Below are 18,092 nucleotides of genomic sequence, written 5' to 3' on the forward strand. Positions count from 1 at the left end.
AATAAATTAGTGCCTTATTATGCTAAAGCAATTCTTAAATTTAAAATTATCCCAGAAATTATCTCCTCAACAAATTCAGTTGATGAAGTTAATTCAATTGCCTACGCAAGCTTTTGAACAACGTTTATTGGAAGAAATGAACGAAAATCCGGCTCTTGAGGCAGGTAAAGAAGAGGAAGATTATGAAAAGGACGAGTTCGAAAACGAAGATTATGATGATTATGATGATGCGGAATCAGAACGAATTGATGCCGAAGACATTAATATAGACGAATATTTAAGTAACGACGAAACACCCGATTATAAAACCCAAGCCAATAATTACAGTGATGATGACGATGAGCGCGAAACGCCTTTTGCCGCTCCGGTAAGTTTTCACCAGGATTTAATCAATCAGTTGAATACTTTTATTCTGAATGATGAAGAGCGTGAAATTGCTGAATTTTTGGTAGGAAGTATTGACGATATGGGTTATATCCGTCGCAGCGTACCTGATATGGTGGATGACATGGCATTTACTCAAGGTATTTACACCGATGAGAAAACGGTAGAAAGAATGTTACAAGTCATTCATGAACTGGAACCATCAGGCGTGGGTGCACGTGATTTGCAGGAATGTTTGTTGTTGCAATTGAAACACAAAACACCAACAGAATATGTGGAACTAGCCACTGATATTATCGAAAATCAATTTGATGCGTTTACCAAAAAACATTACGATAAATTAATTCAAAAATACAATGTTTCAAACGAACAGCTTAAAAAAGCCATTCACGAAATAGAAAAACTGAATCCAAAACCAGGCGGATCTTTTACCGGAAACAACAAAGTTACCGAAAATGTGGTTCCTGATTTTGCCATCAGAATTGTGGACGGTGAACTAGAACTGACCTTAAACGGACGAAATGCACCTTCACTGCACGTTTCCAAAGATTATCAGGAAATGATGCAGACCTATAAGAGTTCGAAAGATAAATCAACTCAGCAAAAAGATGCGGTGCAGTTTATCAAACAAAAACTGGATTCGGCGAAATGGTTTATCGATGCGATTCGCCAACGTCAGGAAACGCTTTACGTAACCATGAATGCCATTATGCATTATCAGGAAGAATATTTCCTTGAAGGCGATGAAACCAAATTAAAACCGATGATTCTAAAAGACATTGCCGATATGGTAGGTCTTGATATCTCGACGATTTCACGTGTAGCCAACAGCAAATATGTGGAAACACCTTATGGCACGAAATTGATTAAAGAATTCTTCTCGGAAGCGATGAAAAATGATCAAGGTGAAGATGTTTCGACGCTGGAAATCAAAAAAATTCTTCAGAATACTATCGAAGAGGAAGACAAGAAAAAACCACTTCCAGACGATCAACTGGCTGAAATCCTAAAAGAAAAAGGCTATCCAATAGCAAGAAGAACAATTGCAAAATACAGAGAACAACTCGATATTCCTGTTGCTAGGATGAGAAAGAAGATGTAAGATTGTTGATTTGAGATTGCTGATTAACGATTTGAGATTTAATGTTGATAAATCATTCTGGATTTATACATTATTGTGAAGGTTTTCTTTAAAGCAATCCAAATAAATAGTATTTCTATAAAATGAAGAACCCTTTCAGAGTTTCGAACTCTTAAAGGGTTTTATATTTTCAATACTTTTATATTTTAATCCAGTTCCGGCTCCCTCTCCTTTGGAGAGTCCCGAAGCGCCGGGAGAGGAGAGGATTTTATTTCTCCTGATCTTTCCGCATCGCATGATAATACGCGGCACGGCTCAATGGTTCGTATTCTTCGATTTCGCCTAACATAACGAGTTTATCATTGTCGGTTTTACGGAAACTATAATTCGCAAGATTTCCAGTGCGGGTGCATACGGCATGCACTTTAGTAACATATTCGGCTGTGGCCATTAATGCAGGCATTGGACCAAAAGGATTTCCTTTAAAATCCATATCCAATCCGGCAACAATTACACGGATTCCTTGGTTGGCCAAATCATTACAAATTTTGACAATTTCATCATCAAAAAACTGCGCTTCGTCAATTCCTACGACATCACAACCTTGAGCCAAAATAGCGATATTTGCGGCAGCAGGAACAGGCGTGGAACGAATTTCGTTGGCATCATGGGAAACCACCATATTGTCGTGATAGCGCGTATCAATTTCCGGTTTGAAAATTTCTACCTTTTGCTTGGCAAACTGCGCTCTTTTCAAACGACGGATAAGTTCCTCGGTTTTACCCGAAAACATGGAGCCACAAATGACTTCGATCCAACCAAATTGTTCTTTATGATTTACTGTATTTTCGAGAAACATTTTGTATTTTTCTGACTTAAAAAATGAATAGTTTTTATTACTTTGTAACAGATAAAATCGAGTTGAAAATTTTATACTTTTACGTCGTTTCAAAAGTATAACATTTTTATCAAATCGAAGATTCACTAACACTTATTTGCAAAATAATAATATTGTAAGTAAAGGTTACTTCTTTCTTAGGCTAAAAAAACTCAGGAAGAAATTTATTGAAAAACACCCGCCAAAAACACTATAATTTCAAAGTCATGAAAAAAAAATTGGAAGCCGATTTAATCAGCATTGCACACAGAATATTACAGCTAAAAAATAAATCTGATATCAATCAATTATATTTGGAAACACAGAAATTATACGAAAAACTTTCTGTCTTGCGATTTGTAGAAGAACATTTTGGTGATGTAAAACCAACTATTGGCACTTTTGAAGTTGAAAAACAAATAGAACAGGCTTTCGCCAAAGAGGAATTGATACAACCAGAGCCAAGCAAAATAATCGATGAAGTAAAGGAAGAAGTTGCGGTTGAAACTCCTTTGGAACAAAACACAGAAACGACCGGTATATTGCAACCTGCAACAAATATAGTTATTGATGAAGTAATTTCAGAAGAAGAAGTTATTGAAACTCCGATAGACGAAGAGGAAGAAATTGAGGAATTCGTTACAGACGGAGAGACTCTAACAGAGGAAACAGCAACCGAAACTGCTCCATTCATTCCCGCTTTCAATTTAGAACCGGAAGAAGACACTGAAACTGAGGAACCAAAGAAAGAAGAAATTCAACTTGAAGCGCCAAAGAAAAATGAGGCCGTACAAATTTCTTTCGAAGATTTATTAGGTGGAAACTATCATGACACCCAGTTTGTGAAAGTGCAGCAAATTGAAAACATACCCACTACAATAGTCATTGAAACTCCCAAAGAAACTGATCCTGAAGAGAAAACAGCAGCTAGTATTCTGGAACAAACCCAAGAAAATGTTGAGCCAAAAGTAGTTTCGTTAAACGAAAAGTTAGCAAAGGGCATCAATATTGATTTAAACGATCGCATTGCATTTACAAAGCATCTTTTTGGCAATAACAGTGAGGATTACAACCGTGTTTTAAATCAATTAATTACGTTTGACACCTTCTACGAAACCAGAGATTTTATTATGGATATGGTAAAACCAGATTACAACAACTGGGAAGGGAAACAGGATTACGAGGAACGTTTTATGGATATTATTGAGAAAAAATTCCTTTAAAAAACTTCAAACAAAATTAGCACTGTTATTAAGTAATAGTACAACATCGGTTACATTTTATGTCAAAATTATATATAGTTCCCACGCCAATTGGCAATCTCGAAGACATGACTTTTCGAGCCATTCGAATTCTTAAGGAAGTCGATTTGATTCTTGCCGAAGATACTCGGACAAGCGGTAAATTACTAAAGCATTTCGAAATTGGCACGCACATGTACAGCCATCATATGCACAATGAGCACAAAACTGTGGAGAATTTGATTTCCCGTTTAAAAGCCGGAGAAAATATTGCCTTAATTTCCGATGCAGGAACGCCTGCAATCTCAGATCCCGGATTTTTATTGACCCGCGCTTGTGTCGAAAATGGAGTTGAAGTGGAATGTTTGCCAGGTGCAACGGCTTTTGTACCCGCCTTAGTAAACAGCGGCTTACCCAATGATAAATTTATTTTCGAAGGTTTTTTACCTGACAAAAAAGGGAAACAAACCCGTTATTTGGCTTTAGCCGAAGAAACGCGTACGATGATTTTATATGTTTCTCCACATAAATTACTAAAAACTTTAGCAGAATTTATCACTTATTTTGGAGAAGACAGACCAATTTGTGTTTGCAGAGAATTATCAAAATTACATGAAGAAAATGTCCGAGGAACGGTACGAGAAGTATTGACCCATTTTGAAAAAATAGCCCCAAGAGGAGAAATTGTTGTGGTTGTAGGCGGAAAATCAATAACAAAAGAACCTAAAAAATCTAAATTCTCACCTGAAGAATAAGCATGAAAAAGGAAAGAGTTATTCTAATTGGAGCTGGACTTTGTGGACTGTACACTGCTTTTTTACTTCAAAAAAAAGGGATTGAAGTCCTAATTTTGGAAGCCAATACCCGAATTGGAGGCCGCATAAAAACAATAAAAGGCGCAACAGGTGTCACGATGGAGATGGGAGCAACTTGGTTTGGAAACCAACACCGCCGACTTTTGGAAGTACTGAATACCTTGCAAATTCCTTATTTTAGACAATATACACAAGGCATTTCATTATTTGAAACCATGTCCTTTGTACCTCCGCAAAAATTTGAAATCGCAGATTCCGAAGAACCTTCTTTTCGTATCCTAGGAGGAACAGCAACTCTAATTGAGAAATTAGCTTCTGAAATTGGGATGCAAAATATTAAAACAGGCACCAAAATAACAACAATAAAAGAGGTAAACAACCAGTTGATCGTCATCGATACATTTGGAAACAGCTATTCAGCCGATAAAGTGATTAGCACTATCCCGCCTAATTTATTGGTAAACTCGGTGGTATTTGAACCCAATTTACCCGAAAATTTCACACAACTAGCCAAAAAAACTCATACTTGGATGGGCGAATCCATAAAATTCGCAGTAGAATACAAAACTTCTTTTTGGAAACAAAAAAACTACTCTGGAACATTATTCAGCCAAGCCAGTATCATTCAGGAAATGTACGATCACAGTACTGCCGATAATTCTGGTTTTGCCTTGAAAGGGTTTCTAAACGGTGGCACTTCTGTCCTTTCTCGTGAAGAACGCAAAGAAAAAGTAATAGCACAACTGGCTACTTTTTTTGGGGCAAAAGCTTCAGGGTACGTTGCCTATTATGAAAATGTTTGGAAAGAAGAACCCCTAACATTTCAACCGTACGAACAGCTAGTACTGGCACATCAAAACAACGGCCATTCCTTATATAAAAACCCATTACAAAACGGAAAATTATATGTTTCCGGAGCAGAAACAGCCACTCAAAATCCAGGTTATATGGACGGAGCTATTTTTGCTGCAAAAACTATTGCTTCTCAATTCTAACAATAAATACCTATTATGACCATAGCCGATTTTTTAGAAAAATTAAAACATACACCAGAATCTATTGCTTTTACAGAAACCATTGCAATAATTGAAGAAAACTACGATTTTACTCCAACGGCATTTGAGAATGGCTTGCAACACAATGCAGCTGGCGAAAATTCAGGATCTTGCAAGTTATTTTCTTTTGCTGAAATTCAAAACCTATCAGAAGCAGCTACGCTGGCTTGTTTTGGAGTGTATTATTACGAAGATGTTTTAAAAAATCCAAACGGAACAGATCACCAAAACATTCGTAATTTCCTGAAAACAGGCTGGGAAGGAATTGCTTTTTACGGGAGTGCTTTAGCTTTAAAATAATAAAATTGTTATTTATACATAACAAAATATTGTAAAATCGTTATTTATATATTACATTTTTAAGTATATTTGTTATCTAAAATAAACAAAAATGGAAAATCTATTCTTAGAGTTTCAACAGAAAATTAATCGAACCTCTTTAGATTTTCAGCGGTATTTGATTGAAGAAATTGACTGGAACAACCAGCTAATCGCCATAAAAGGAGCAAGAGGTTCCGGCAAGACTACTTTGTTGTTACAATACGCAAAGCAACATCTGAACCTAAAAACGAGTTTGTTTGTGAGCTTGGACCATTTATTTTTCATTGAAAATACCCTAATAGATTTAGCTAAAGATTTTTCTAAAATGGGAGGAAATCATCTGCTGCTGGACGAAGTTCATAAATACCCAAACTGGTCGAGAGAGTTAAAGCTAATTTATGATGATGTTCCCGAATTGAAAGTGATATTCACCTCATCATCGATGTTGGAAATATATAAATCCGAATCAGATTTGAGCAGACGGGCCGTGAGTTATAATTTGAAAGAAATGTCTTTTAGAGAATTTATTGTTTTCGAAACTGGTCTCGTTTTGAAATCGTATACCTTACAAGATATATTAGAAAATCATACTGAAATTACTAATTCACTTTTGCAACACATAAAGCCAATTCCGCTATTTTTAAAATACCTCGAGTTTGGAGCATATCCTTACTACAAGGAAAACAGTAAACTATACCATCAAAAATTAATTAATACCATTAATTTAATAATTGAAGTAGACATTAATGCAGTGGATCACATTAGTTATGATTTGATTATAAAACTCAAAAAGCTTTTATTTACTATAGCAACCAGTGCGCCTTTTACGCCAAATATTACTAAATTGAGTGAGCGAATAGGGGCCTCTAGAGCTGTGTTGATTCAAGCTATAAAACAATTGGAAAGAGCGGGCTTAGTAAACGAATTGTATCGCCCTGCCAAAGGAATTGGCGTATTGACAAAACCCGAGAAACTGTTCTTAAACAATACCAATTTGATGTATGCTATAGCAAAAAACAATACAAATGTGGGTAATTTGAGAGAGACTTTTTTTGTAAATCAATTCAAAAATTTAGCTACAATACACTTGGCAGATCAAGGCGATTTTTTGATTAATGAAAAATATACTTTTGAAATAGGAGGGAAAAACAAAACCCAAGTACAAATTCACAATGTAAAAAACAGTTATATTGCCAAGGACAATATCGAAGTTGGAATTGGGAATATCATTCCTATTTGGCTCTTTGGTTTTTTATATTAATTATTCAAAATCATTTGCAAAAAGATTTAACCTTTATACTCTAAAGAAAAAGCAGTTCCTATTTGATTCATTAAAAAACTCTTTTATTACAATCCCTAATCCAAAAATTATATGCGTTGGACTCTCAAATCAAAACCTTCCGAAGATACCGTGAAACATTTGGCAAAAGCTTTGAATGTAGAAGATTTTGTGGCAACATTATTAGTACAGCGCGGTATTGAAACATTCGAAGATGCTAAGGCTTTTTTCAGACCTACATTAGACCATTTGCACAATCCGTATTTGATGAAAGATATGGACAAGGCAGTGGAACGGATTGAAAAAGCGATTGAAAACGATGAAAATATACTTGTTTTTGGGGATTATGATGTTGATGGGACAACCGCGGTTTCTTTAGTTTCTTCGTATTTAAGAACCTATTATCCAAATGTTGCGACTTATATTCCGGATCGTTATGATGAAGGGTACGGGATTTCTTTTAAAGGAATTGACTTTGCTGATGATAATGGATTTTCCCTTATTATTGCTTTAGATTGTGGTATAAAATCCATTGATCATGTGGCTTACGCCAAAGCAAGAAACATCGATTTTATCATTTGTGATCACCACAGACCAGGCAAAAATTTACCCGAAGCAGTTGCGGTTCTTGACCCAAAACGAGACGATTGCAATTATCCTTACGATGAATTATGCGGTTGCGGAATTGGTTTCAAATTGATTCAGGCTTTAGGCCAAAACAGAAATCAAACAATTCATGATTTAATTCCCTATTTAGATTTAGTGGCTGCCGCGATTGCCGCCGACATCGTTCCCATGACGGGTGAAAACAGGGTTTTGGCTTATTTTGGTTTACAAGTCATCAACTCCGAACCAAGACCAGGAATCAAAGCGTTAATCCATCAAGTAAAAAAACAAACCTTAGATATAACTGATGTTGTTTTTATAATTGCCCCAAGAATCAATGCTGCGGGACGAATCAAGCATGGGAATCATGCAGTGGAGTTATTGACCGAATTTGATTTTGAGCAAGCCCAACAATTTGCTTCCGAAATTGAAGCGTATAATTCAGAGCGAAAGGATTTAGATAAATTAATTACTAAAGAAGCGTTGCTGCAAATAGTAGAAAATCAAGAAAAAGAACGATTTACTTCTGTGGTTTTTCAAGAGGATTGGCACAAAGGCGTGATTGGAATCGTTGCCTCCCGATTGATTGAAACCTATTATAGACCAACTTTAGTTTTTACCAAAAGTGGTGATAAATATGCTGCGTCAGCACGTTCTGTAAAAGGTTTTGATGTGTACAACGCGCTCGAAGCCTGTTCTGAACATTTGGAACAATTTGGTGGTCACATGTATGCCGCCGGAATGACTTTAAAAAAAGAAAACTACCTACTATTCAAAGACGCTTTCGAAAAAGAGGTAGAAAGAACCATTCATCCTGATATGCTGACTCCAGAAATTTCGGTGGATGCTGAACTTAACTTTGCTGATATCACTCCAAAATTGACACGGATTCTAAAACAATTTGAGCCTTTTGGACCGCAAAATATGACACCCGTTTTCTTCACCAAAAACGTAAAAGATACCGGTTACGGAAAACCGATGGGTCAAGAAGAGGAACATTTAAGACTTTTTGTAAAACAAAATAACTCTGAAGGGATTGCTGCCATTGGCTTTGGCTTAGGTGATAAATTCGATTTGACTACCTACCAAAAAACATTCGATGCCGTGTATTGCATTGATGAAAATGAATGGAACGGAAAAGTGAGTTTACAATTACGATTGAGAGATATTAAATAATTTAGGTTACTGACATGAAGAAGACACATGATCCCTACGCAGCTTTGCGTTATAAAGAATTCAACACCTTTTTATTATTGCGCTTTGCTATGGTTTTTGCCTGGTCTATGCAGTTTATTGTTATTGAATGGCAAGTGTATAGTTTGACCAAAAATCCGCTTTCGCTAGGAATCATTGGATTAATGGAAGTAATTCCTGCTATCACCATGGCTTTATTTGCCGGACATATTGTAGATCAAAAGGAAAAAAAAGGTCTTCTTTTCAATTGCATTTTAGGATTTTCAGTAATCAGTTTTGGATTGTTTTTGTTAACATGGCCTACAATTGTGAGCGGATATTCTACAAAAGCAATTTTGTACGGCATCTATTTTATGGTTTTTCTGGGGGGAATTGTACGCTCCTTTCTTGGTCCAACCATATTTTCGCTTTTATCCCTGATTGTTCCTAAAAAAGTATACCCAAACGCCGCGACATGGAGCAGTTCAGTCTGGCAAATAGGATCTGTTTTAGGACCTGCAGTAGCCGGATTTTCTATTACTTTGATTGGCGTTCATTGGTCGATGTGTTCCGTTTTTGCATGTTCTGTATTTTCATTAATCGCTTTATCTCAAATCTCTACTAAGCCTATTTTGAATCCAAAAATTGGTGAACCTATAATGGATAGTTTGAAAGAAGGCGTGAAGTTTGTTTTCGAAAACAAAACCATTTTAGGTGCATTATCACTGGATATGGTTGCGGTTCTTTTTGGTGGAGCCGTTGCGTTGTTACCTATTTTTGCCCAGGATATTTTAAAAGTTGGCCCCGAAGGTTTTGGCGTGTTGAGAGCTGCTCCGGCTGTTGGTTCATTTCTAATACTTATTGTTTCAGCTTACGTACCAATGAATAAAAACGCAGGAATGAAGCTTTTGTCAGCTATTTTTGCCTTTGGAGTTTGCATTATTGTCTTTGGACTTTCCACTATTTTCTGGTTGTCTGTACTAGCACTTTTCTTTAGTGGCGTTGTCGATGGAATTTCAGTGGTAATTCGTCAAACTATTTTGCAATTAAAAACACCAGATCATATGCGAGGCCGAGTTTCGGCAGTGAATTCAATATTTGTGGGTTCTTCTAATGAACTGGGTGCTTTTGAAAGTGGATTGACGGCAAAGCTAATGGGAACGGTAACTTCAGTGGTCTTTGGCGGAAGCATGACACTTTTAATTGTTCTTGGAACAGGAATATTCTCGCCCGGCTTTAGAAAACTAGACTTGCAAAAGGATATTGAGGAGCATGAAAAAGGCGAGTAAAAAATCGATTTTTTTCTAAAATAATACTTTATACAACCAGTCGGTAAAATAATCTCAGGATTACTTACCGTCTTTTTTTGTGACTTTTTTATATTTTTTATTTAGAACAAATCTAAATAATCATTATATTTGTTTCAAATAAATTTCGAATGAAAGAAATAAAACAAATATATTACAATGATTCAGGAACTTCTTTCTACTGGAAACAAGAGAATGAAATAGTGCTAGATAAAGTACAATTGGTTTTTAGAGAAACGGGTTTTTATTTTACCAAACAAGAACTTCATCTTTTTAAGAATTGTATTGACGATAGTTACATGCAAAACAAATATTGCGACGATTGTGAACTGAAAAATAAATGCTCCAAATTCTTGCTAAAAACACCTTGTTCCCAAATTGATTTAGCCGTTTCCATGGAAGAATTAGATGCCGTAAAAGACTTGGTCGAAGGGACTTTGTTTAAAATAAATTTACACGATTATTTGTATGGAGTGGGAAGGAATTAGGGTTTTTTTTGACTGTTTGTAAACCTGAGCGAGAACTTTTTCCTTCACCATAGTTGTAGATACTACTCATTATGGGCACGGAAAAGATTTCGTCCTATCGAATCGACAATCTAGCTATATGGCTATTATTCTCCTTTTAAAAAATCAATTGATATTTGGCTAATTATTTCAGGTTTGTCTCCAAACACTTCGTGCGAACAATTTGGAATTACACAAAATTGACTGTTTTTTATAGCCTTATGAATCTCAATACCGTGTTCTAAAGTATACATATCATTGTCACCATAAACCACTAAAGTTGGCATTTTTATTGATTCCAAATCAGTTTTCGGGAAATATTGTTCTTGAAACCACATTTGTCTAGCCTCTGTAACATATCTTTTCCAATCTTTTGATGATAGTTTTTGATAATATTTTATCCAATGTGGCCAATTTTTTTCAATCCAATTTGTATCTGTCCAGTTTTTAGCCTCTTCTATATTTTTAAACCCCTCAATTTTATAATTCGCTCCTGAAATTATTAACTTTTTCACTTTATCAGGTCTGTTTTTTGCGAGAATCAAACCAGTAATTGCACCATCACTCCATCCAATGACATAAAGACTGTCTAGTTTTAATTTATCAATGATCTCCGAGTTGTACTCTGCCAATAATTTATAACTTAACGGAGTGTCTGAATATTCGGAGCGACCGAGTCCCGGCGCATCAGAGAGAATAACTTTATATTTTTTTGAAAGAATTGGAATAACATTTTCAAAGTCGATAATACTTCCAAATCCTCCGTGTATTAATAATAGAGGAGTTCCTACTCCGTACTCTTCATAATAAATTTTCGTTCCTTTAATTGTCAAATATTTTCCATTATTTGAGCCATATTTTATTTGGGCATTTCCATTCAAAGAGAAAACCAATGTAAAAAGTAATATTTTAAATCTCATATTGTATACATTTCGTTTTTTTAGCTGGGACATAACTTATTTATAGCTCTGCTACATTGCTTTGAAATTTATCAAATATATACAAAAAGGAAACACTAATAAGCCACTAACGGCTTATTAGTGGGTTTTTTATCCAATCAAAAACAGAATGTCAAAAAAATATCGAAATTTATTAATACTCTTTAATCTCAAAAGTATCTCCATCAAAAACACCATAAGTAAAATACGTAATCCAGTCGCCAAGATTTACATATTCGGAATTTTCACCTACCGTTACTTTCATAGGCAAATGACGATGGCCAAAAATGAGGTAATTGTAGTGTTTAGTTTCTAATTTTCTTTTGGAATAAAGAATCAACCATTCTTTGTCTTCGCCAAGAAAGGTCACATCTTCATCACCGGAAATTAATTTGTTTTTTACGGAAAGATATTGTGCCAATCCTACTCCGATATCCGGATGAAGCCATCTAAAAAGCCATTTAGAGAATGGATTAGTAAATACTTTTTTCATTCGTTTGTAACCCATGTCGCCAGGACCTTTTCCGTCGCCATGACCCACTAAAAAGGTTTTATTTCCAAAAGTATATTCTTGATTATCGTGATAGACCGGGATATTCAATTCTTTCTGAAAATAATCCTCCATCCATAAATCGTGATTTCCCACGAAGAAGTAAATAGGAATACCGCTATCTCGGATTTCGGCGAGTTTGCCCAGAACCCGTACAAATCCTTTTGGGACCACTGTTTTGTATTCGAACCAAAAATCAAATAAATCGCCTAATAAAAAAATAGCTTCTGCATCTTTTTTAACCTCATCGAGCCAAGCTACAAATTTTTGTTCTCTGGGAAAACTTAATTCAGGAGTTGGTGATCCAAAATGTTGATCGGAGGCGAAATATATTTTTTTGTTGTTCGGTAATTGCATGAATTAAAGTATGGATTTGAAATTATCACTTGCATACCATTCTGCAAAAGAAGATTCTGTTTCTTGCAATTTTAAGGAAAAAAGGGCTATTCCTTCTGGCAATCTTTTTAATATTCTTTGTGAAAAATCAACTACCATATTTTCACTTGTTGGCTGATAATCCACTAAAATAACGTGATGCCCACGCTTTATCAATTCGTTTGCTAATTCTATATGAGGGGTAGTTTCATTAAAAACCGTTGCGTGATCAAATTGGTCCACAATTTCCTCTTTTACGATTTTTTTCAAATCTGTAAAATCGATTACCATTCCAAACTTAACATTACTTCTATCCGTGATTGGAGTTCCAATTACGGTTACTGACAATTTATAACTGTGCCCGTGAACATTTTTACATTTCCCATCATAGCCGTATAAGGCATGGCCGGTTTCGAAACTAAATTGTTTTGTAATTCTGATATTGCTCATCGGATTTTATTTTGATTGCAAATTTAGTGAATAATTAACCGTTTTTGTCTCTTTTTTTTGCACTGGAATACATCCAATACGCCAATCCGATTAAAATCACAAAGGGCACAAAAGACCCAATAATTACGCCCGTCTGATAACTGCTATCGGTCGCGTTTTTTAATTTTTCTGCAATATTTACCTGTTGTGCAAGCGCTATAATTGTCATCTTAATTTATTTTTTAAATTGAGTTAATGCTTTTTTCGAATATTCTGAAAGCACTAATTTACCAGTGATTGCGGCACGTTCTAACAATAACGTTTCCCAATGATCAGTTCCTTCCCAAAGGACTTTTTTCATCTCGATCAAAGCTTCCGGATTATAACCGGCTAATTTGGAACAGAAATTTTCTAATGCAGCATCAAGATTATCCGTATTTTCAAAAGTATCGGCATACAATCCTTTCTCTTTCGCCCAATCAGCCGATTTCCATTCGTGCGCTGCCAAAGTCATTTCGGCCAATGCCGTTTTTCCAATTTTTCTTGAAACAGAAGGTTCTATAACAAACGGACCGATACCAATCGCCAATTCAGATAATTTTATAGCCGCATTATTTGTAGCAAATACATAATCACAAGCCGAAGCAATTCCTACACCCCCACCTACTGCTTTTCCGTGAACGCGACCTACAATTAATTTCTTACAGTTTCGCATAGCATTGATTAATTGGGCAAATCCTAAAAAGAATTTTGTTCCTTCTTCCAGATTCGAAACCGCCAAGAGTTCATCAAATGAAGCACCCGCACAAAAAGCACCGACACCTTCACTTCGCAATACAATAACGGAAACATCCGGATTATCACTCAAACTATTGAGTGCATTTGTTACCCTATCCAATAATTCCCGTGGAAAGGAATTGCTGGCAGGATGACCAAATTCGATAGTAGCGATTTTGTTTTCTATTGTTGTAATTAGTGAACCCGTTGAATTTTGTGTTATCATAGCAGCTATTTTTATGTAAAGTTAAAAATAATAGAGGATGCTTTTGCTTTTTTTTCGAATAGAATCGATTTGTAATTTTGAAATTTGTTTTTTACTCTATTTATATGTTATATTTGCGATATAGTTTGGGGGATTAGCTCATTTGGCTAGAGTGCTTGCCTGGCAGGCAAGAGGTGACCGGTTCGAATCCGGTATTCTCCACCAGTAATACCAAGCCTTACAGCAATGTGAGGCTTTTTTTGTTTTATCTAAATTTACCTTTTTAGTGAACTTTTGATATTGGAAGTGTAAAAAAATGAAGCTCCATACTAAATTGTCGGAGTAACTAAATCCCAGTATATTAACTTCTCTCACTAAGCAACTTTATCTATATAGTTAGTCATTGTCACTGGATGTGAAAATAAAAAGTGTTCAAAAAGTATCAAACAAATAGAAAGTCCATATGATAATTTGCGAGAAAAATTTAATTGTACATTCATTTCTTTTACCATTTCCTTGATTTGAAACGCCGGTGCGTCCATTGGAATCCCAGCCACTTTGACTTCATTGCTTCTGGAGATTACACAACCATCGTTGTTAGATAATATCGCAACTGGTTTTCCGCTGAATTTCGGTTGAAAAATACGTTCACAGGAAGTGTAAAAATTATTACAATCGACTAAAGCATCTCTAGTAAAAAATTACTCAATATCTCTTTATGTGGGTAAATAATAAAGTTAATTTTAGGGATTGTTGATAAGTAGTTTTATGGAAAAACAATCTTCGATATTAGGCAATTTTTTTTTATTTGGTCTCAAACCCAAAAAAGAAACATAGAACACAGCAGGAATTTCATTAAAAAAATCTTAATATTCGCTCCTGAAAAAATTTTAATTAAATTTTTTAAAATATCAATTAATTGATTTTAAACTATTTAAATATAATAAATTGATTTATAGTCTAAAAGCACGAAACCGTGATTCAAAACTTTGGCACGCTACTTGAATATACCTAAACAAATAAGTAAAAAAGCGAAAGCCGAAAAGCTCAAGAGTAGGCAAAACACAAATACCATTTATTATGAAAAAAATTACCTTTTTAGTAGCTAGTATCCTCTTATTTGGAGGTGGTGTAGCGAATGCAACAGAGAAAAACAATTTTTCTCAGGAGAGAAGATTACCTGTTGATTTTAGAAATGCGGAACCAATTGTGTTCACAGAAAGAGGAGTTGAGTTCTTCGTGTTTCCTGACGGACAATTTGATTTCAATACACGTCCAGCAACCGGTGGTGACATGTATTATAAAGCTACAAGGACGAGCGCTGTAAATAGAACGCATGGCGCTCCCTCAAATTTTAGAAACGGGAATTATGGTGTAAAAGTGGAACACGATAATTTCGGAAGAGTTAGACGTATTGGAAATGTGATGATCAACTATGATGCGAATGATAGGATTAAACGAGTTGGTTCTGTATACATGACTTACAACCGTTATGCATTGGAACAAGTAGGTGGATTGCAAATTATTTACAACCGTCGTGGTCAGATTATTGATATGGTTGGAAGTGTAAAAGGACGTCGCGCTTATGAAAATAATGTTGGCAATTACGAACCTAATTATGGTGGTAACCAAAATAACAATGATAACGAAGACTGCGATGATGATCATGGAAATAATCAAAATTCAAACGATCAAAATCAATACTATTTTAAAAACGGTGGGACAAAAGCACAAAAAGAAGACAATAAAGCTTTAGGAAGTGTAGATATCCGAATTGATAAAAGACGTTAGTTAGGTTTAAATGGTTTGTTAGAAAAACCCGTTGATATTAGTATCAGCGGGTTTTTTGTATTAAAGACAAGACCTTTATATTGTAACTAGTCACAACCATTGATGTCACAACTATTTTCGGTTGTTGTATTGACCAATGTCACTTTCGACTCAAATTTACCTTCTTGCCAAGCTTTTTCCAACGTTTCTAAAAATGCAGTTGCAGGCTGCGCTCCGGAAATTCCATATTTATTATCCAAAACAAAAAACGGAACTCCCTGAACACCGATAGCATTTGCTTCTTCTTGATCCTTTTTCACTTCAGCACCAAAAGTATCTGAATTCAATACCTCAGCAATCTCATCCGCTTCCAGTCCTACTTCAATCCCCAGTTTGCTTAAAGTATCAAGATCATTAATATTCTTTCCTTCGGTTAAATAGGCTTTGAACAAAAGTTCTTCTAAATCATTCGCCAGGTTATACTTTTTAGCCAAATGCAACAATCGATGTGCATTAAAAGAATTAGCAAGAATCGCTTTTTCAAAATGAAAATCCAGCCCTGCTGCTTTTGCATTTTCGGTCATACTATCGAGCATATTTTGAGCCCAATCATTGTCCTTTCTATATTTTTCTGCCAAATGTTCTAACATATTATCCTCAGGAGAGGCGATAAAACTGGCATCCAGTTGGTAGCTTTTCCATTCAATTTCGACAGCATCTTTATGTTCGAATTTCTGTAAAGCTTCTTCAATTCTTCTTTTTCCTATATAACAAAACGGACACATAATATCCGACCAGATTTGTACTTTTAACGTATTTCCCATTTTAATTCTTTTAATTGAAATTCAAATTGATTTGATAAATGCAAAACTAATCATTTCACTTTGCAGCTTTTTGAGTTTTAGTATTTTATTATATATACTCGAATAGTAAATATTTATTTGAATCCAGTAAACACTTTTAGAACCAAAAAAACCATCAAAATTACTCTTGATGGTTTCCTGTATATTTTTAAAAATTTTATTTACGCCAATAAATCCAACACCAAAGATGGAAACAAACCTAAAACTAAATTCAAAACAATAGTAACAACTGCTACCGCATAAATTAAGAATGGTTTTCCTTTTCTTTCTTCGTTTGGTTCTTTGGTGTACATCGCCAAAATCAATTTGAAGTAGTATCCAACACTTATAATAGAATTGACAACTGCTACAATCACTAATACTAAATAACCGGCTTGAATTGTCTGATTGAACAACACCAACTTAGCAAAGAAACCAGCGAAAATTGGAATACCAGCCATAGACAGTAAAGCTGCAGTAAGAATAGCTGCTAACAATGGATTCGTTTTTCCTAAACCATGGAAATTCGTAATATCTTCGTTATTTCTGTTCTTACAAACATATAAAATCACACTAAAAGCAGCGATACCAGACAAAGAATAGGCTGAAGCATAATACAAAAGGCTGCCTGCAGAAGTAGATAGACTCAATAAAGTCATCAACATAAATCCCGCATGAGAAACCCCTGAAAAAGCAAGCATACGCTTGACATTCGTTTGTCTTAACGCCATAATATTTCCAACCGTCATCGAAGCCATAGAAATCACAACTACAACCATTTTGAATGACTCAGAAACATCAGCATTCATAACCGATAATAATTTGTATAATGTAGCCATCGCAACAACTTTTGCTAAAGTACTCATCAATGCTGTAGTCAATGCAGGAGAACCTTCGTAAACGTCCGGTGCCCAAAAATGAAAAGGAACAGCGGCAACTTTGAATAACATTCCTATTGTCAATAATACAATTCCGATAGGAAACCAAATTGGCAGTTCAGCCGATTGCGATAATTCACTGATTTCTGAAACATCAAAACTTCCCATCGCTCCATAAATTAAACAGATACCAAACAAAATAATTCCTGAAGCAAAAGACCCCATAAGGAAATACTTCATTCCCGCTTCATTACTTTTTAAATTCATACGCTCGCTTGCCGCAAGAATGTAAAGTGATATAGATAATACTTCGATTCCTAAAAAGAACATCGCTAAGTTTCCAAAAGATACCATCGCAACAGCTCCTGCCAATAAGAATACTTTTATAGCAATAAAATCTGATATTTTTGATTGGTGATTTTCGTAAAAATTATGACTTAAAGCCACCAAGAAAATCGTTAGTACGATAAACAAACAAGAGAATGTAGTTGAAAATTTACTTACAACAATCATATTGTTATAGTAACTTTCTGTCGAATTAAATTCAGACATAGTTAGACCCAGCACACCTAGCAATCCAATGATTGTTATAGGCACAATGGCTTTTCTTAAATTAAAAATTTCAAATAAAAGGCATAAAACACCTAATCCTATTATAGCTATTAATGTATTCATTGTTTTAT

19 protein-coding genes and 1 tRNA gene are annotated in these 18,092 nt (G+C 35.1%); 11 read left to right on the forward strand and 9 right to left on the reverse strand.

Features of this window, described 5'->3' with window-relative positions; translation table 11 throughout:
• Nucleotides 1–19: 19 nt before the first annotated feature.
• Nucleotides 20–1,486 carry an RNA polymerase factor sigma-54 gene (rpoN, locus tag ACFX5E_RS04520; RefSeq protein WP_379853982.1) on the forward strand — a complete coding sequence of 489 codons (1,467 nt, stop codon included), beginning with the start codon at nucleotides 20–22 and terminating at the stop codon, nucleotides 1,484–1,486.
• A gap of 247 nt (nucleotides 1,487–1,733) precedes the next feature.
• Here the strand turns inward: rpoN and ACFX5E_RS04525 are convergent, their stop codons facing one another.
• On the reverse strand, nucleotides 1,734–2,324 hold the full coding sequence (locus ACFX5E_RS04525; protein ID WP_379853983.1) for a thymidine kinase: 591 nt from the start codon (nucleotides 2,322–2,324) through the stop codon (nucleotides 1,734–1,736).
• Between the two features lie 245 nt (nucleotides 2,325–2,569).
• On the opposite strand from ACFX5E_RS04525, the gene ACFX5E_RS04530 reads away from it, so the two are divergent.
• The 8 genes from ACFX5E_RS04530 to ACFX5E_RS04565 all read left to right on the forward strand — a co-directional run bounded on the left by ACFX5E_RS04530 (nucleotide 2,570) and on the right by ACFX5E_RS04565 (nucleotide 10,627).
• Complete coding sequence (locus ACFX5E_RS04530; protein WP_379853984.1) at nucleotides 2,570–3,565, forward strand: hypothetical protein; 996 nt, start codon at nucleotides 2,570–2,572, stop codon at nucleotides 3,563–3,565.
• Nucleotides 3,566–3,624: 59 nt separating this feature from the next.
• Nucleotides 3,625–4,338 carry a 16S rRNA (cytidine(1402)-2'-O)-methyltransferase gene (gene rsmI, locus ACFX5E_RS04535; RefSeq protein WP_379853985.1) on the forward strand — a complete coding sequence of 238 codons (714 nt, stop codon included), beginning with the start codon at nucleotides 3,625–3,627 and terminating at the stop codon, nucleotides 4,336–4,338.
• A gap of 2 nt (nucleotides 4,339–4,340) precedes the next feature.
• On the forward strand, nucleotides 4,341–5,393 hold the full coding sequence (locus ACFX5E_RS04540; RefSeq protein ID WP_379853986.1) for a flavin monoamine oxidase family protein: 1,053 nt from the start codon (nucleotides 4,341–4,343) through the stop codon (nucleotides 5,391–5,393).
• A gap of 15 nt (nucleotides 5,394–5,408) precedes the next feature.
• Complete coding sequence (locus ACFX5E_RS04545; protein ID WP_379853987.1) at nucleotides 5,409–5,753, forward strand: HopJ type III effector protein; 345 nt, start codon at nucleotides 5,409–5,411, stop codon at nucleotides 5,751–5,753.
• 91 nt (nucleotides 5,754–5,844) lie between these two features.
• Nucleotides 5,845–7,035 carry an ATP-binding protein gene (locus ACFX5E_RS04550; RefSeq protein WP_379853988.1) on the forward strand — a complete coding sequence of 397 codons (1,191 nt, stop codon included), beginning with the start codon at nucleotides 5,845–5,847 and terminating at the stop codon, nucleotides 7,033–7,035.
• Nucleotides 7,036–7,146: 111 nt separating this feature from the next.
• Entirely contained in the window at nucleotides 7,147–8,835 is a 1,689-nt protein-coding gene (gene recJ / locus ACFX5E_RS04555; RefSeq protein ID WP_379853990.1) for a single-stranded-DNA-specific exonuclease RecJ, read from the forward strand.
• Between the two features lie 14 nt (nucleotides 8,836–8,849).
• The gene (locus ACFX5E_RS04560; RefSeq protein WP_379853991.1) at nucleotides 8,850–10,121 is read left to right on the forward strand and encodes an MFS transporter; all 1,272 of its coding nucleotides are present in this window, start codon (nucleotides 8,850–8,852) and stop codon (nucleotides 10,119–10,121) included.
• 149 nt (nucleotides 10,122–10,270) lie between these two features.
• Nucleotides 10,271–10,627, forward strand: coding sequence for a hypothetical protein (locus ACFX5E_RS04565; RefSeq protein WP_379853992.1), 357 nt, complete (start codon nucleotides 10,271–10,273; stop codon nucleotides 10,625–10,627).
• Nucleotides 10,628–10,752: 125 nt separating this feature from the next.
• Here the strand turns inward: ACFX5E_RS04565 and ACFX5E_RS04570 are convergent, their stop codons facing one another.
• The 5 genes from ACFX5E_RS04570 to ACFX5E_RS04590 form a co-directional block, all read right to left on the reverse strand.
• Nucleotides 10,753–11,565 carry an alpha/beta fold hydrolase gene (locus ACFX5E_RS04570; protein ID WP_379853993.1) on the reverse strand — a complete coding sequence of 271 codons (813 nt, stop codon included), beginning with the start codon at nucleotides 11,563–11,565 and terminating at the stop codon, nucleotides 10,753–10,755.
• Between the two features lie 172 nt (nucleotides 11,566–11,737).
• Nucleotides 11,738–12,490, reverse strand: a complete 753-nt coding sequence (locus ACFX5E_RS04575) for a UDP-2,3-diacylglucosamine diphosphatase (protein WP_379853994.1) — start codon at nucleotides 12,488–12,490, stop codon at nucleotides 11,738–11,740.
• 3 nt (nucleotides 12,491–12,493) lie between these two features.
• Nucleotides 12,494–12,958 (reverse strand): 6-pyruvoyl trahydropterin synthase family protein, encoded by a 465-nt coding sequence (locus ACFX5E_RS04580; RefSeq protein WP_379853995.1) that lies wholly within the window; start codon nucleotides 12,956–12,958, stop codon nucleotides 12,494–12,496.
• Between the two features lie 34 nt (nucleotides 12,959–12,992).
• Entirely contained in the window at nucleotides 12,993–13,166 is a 174-nt protein-coding gene (locus ACFX5E_RS04585; RefSeq protein ID WP_379853996.1) for a hypothetical protein, read from the reverse strand.
• Between the two features lie 6 nt (nucleotides 13,167–13,172).
• Nucleotides 13,173–13,940: an enoyl-CoA hydratase/isomerase family protein gene (locus tag ACFX5E_RS04590; protein WP_379853997.1), complete on the reverse strand. Its 768-nt coding sequence runs from the start codon at nucleotides 13,938–13,940 to the stop codon at nucleotides 13,173–13,175.
• A gap of 127 nt (nucleotides 13,941–14,067) precedes the next feature.
• Here ACFX5E_RS04590 and ACFX5E_RS04595 point away from each other — a divergent pair.
• Nucleotides 14,068–14,144 (forward strand) — tRNA-Ala (locus tag ACFX5E_RS04595).
• A gap of 149 nt (nucleotides 14,145–14,293) precedes the next feature.
• On the opposite strand, the gene ACFX5E_RS04600 is transcribed toward ACFX5E_RS04595, so the two are convergent.
• On the reverse strand, nucleotides 14,294–14,563 hold the full coding sequence (locus ACFX5E_RS04600) for a Y-family DNA polymerase (RefSeq protein WP_379854123.1): 270 nt from the start codon (nucleotides 14,561–14,563) through the stop codon (nucleotides 14,294–14,296).
• A 436-nt stretch (nucleotides 14,564–14,999) separates the two neighbouring features.
• Here ACFX5E_RS04600 and ACFX5E_RS04605 point away from each other — a divergent pair, with 436 nt between their 5' ends.
• The gene (locus ACFX5E_RS04605) at nucleotides 15,000–15,710 is read left to right on the forward strand and encodes a hypothetical protein (protein ID WP_379853998.1); all 711 of its coding nucleotides are present in this window, start codon (nucleotides 15,000–15,002) and stop codon (nucleotides 15,708–15,710) included.
• An 86-nt stretch (nucleotides 15,711–15,796) separates the two neighbouring features.
• Here the strand turns inward: ACFX5E_RS04605 and ACFX5E_RS04610 are convergent, their stop codons facing one another.
• Complete coding sequence (locus ACFX5E_RS04610) at nucleotides 15,797–16,513, reverse strand: DsbA family oxidoreductase (RefSeq protein WP_379853999.1); 717 nt, start codon at nucleotides 16,511–16,513, stop codon at nucleotides 15,797–15,799.
• Between the two features lie 200 nt (nucleotides 16,514–16,713).
• Nucleotides 16,714–18,084, reverse strand: coding sequence for an NADH-quinone oxidoreductase subunit N (locus ACFX5E_RS04615; protein ID WP_379854000.1), 1,371 nt, complete (start codon nucleotides 18,082–18,084; stop codon nucleotides 16,714–16,716).
• Between the last annotated feature and the right edge of the window lie 8 nt (nucleotides 18,085–18,092).

The organism is Flavobacterium xylosi (assembly GCF_042787345.1).
Lineage (GTDB): Bacteria > Bacteroidota > Bacteroidia > Flavobacteriales > Flavobacteriaceae > Flavobacterium > Flavobacterium xylosi.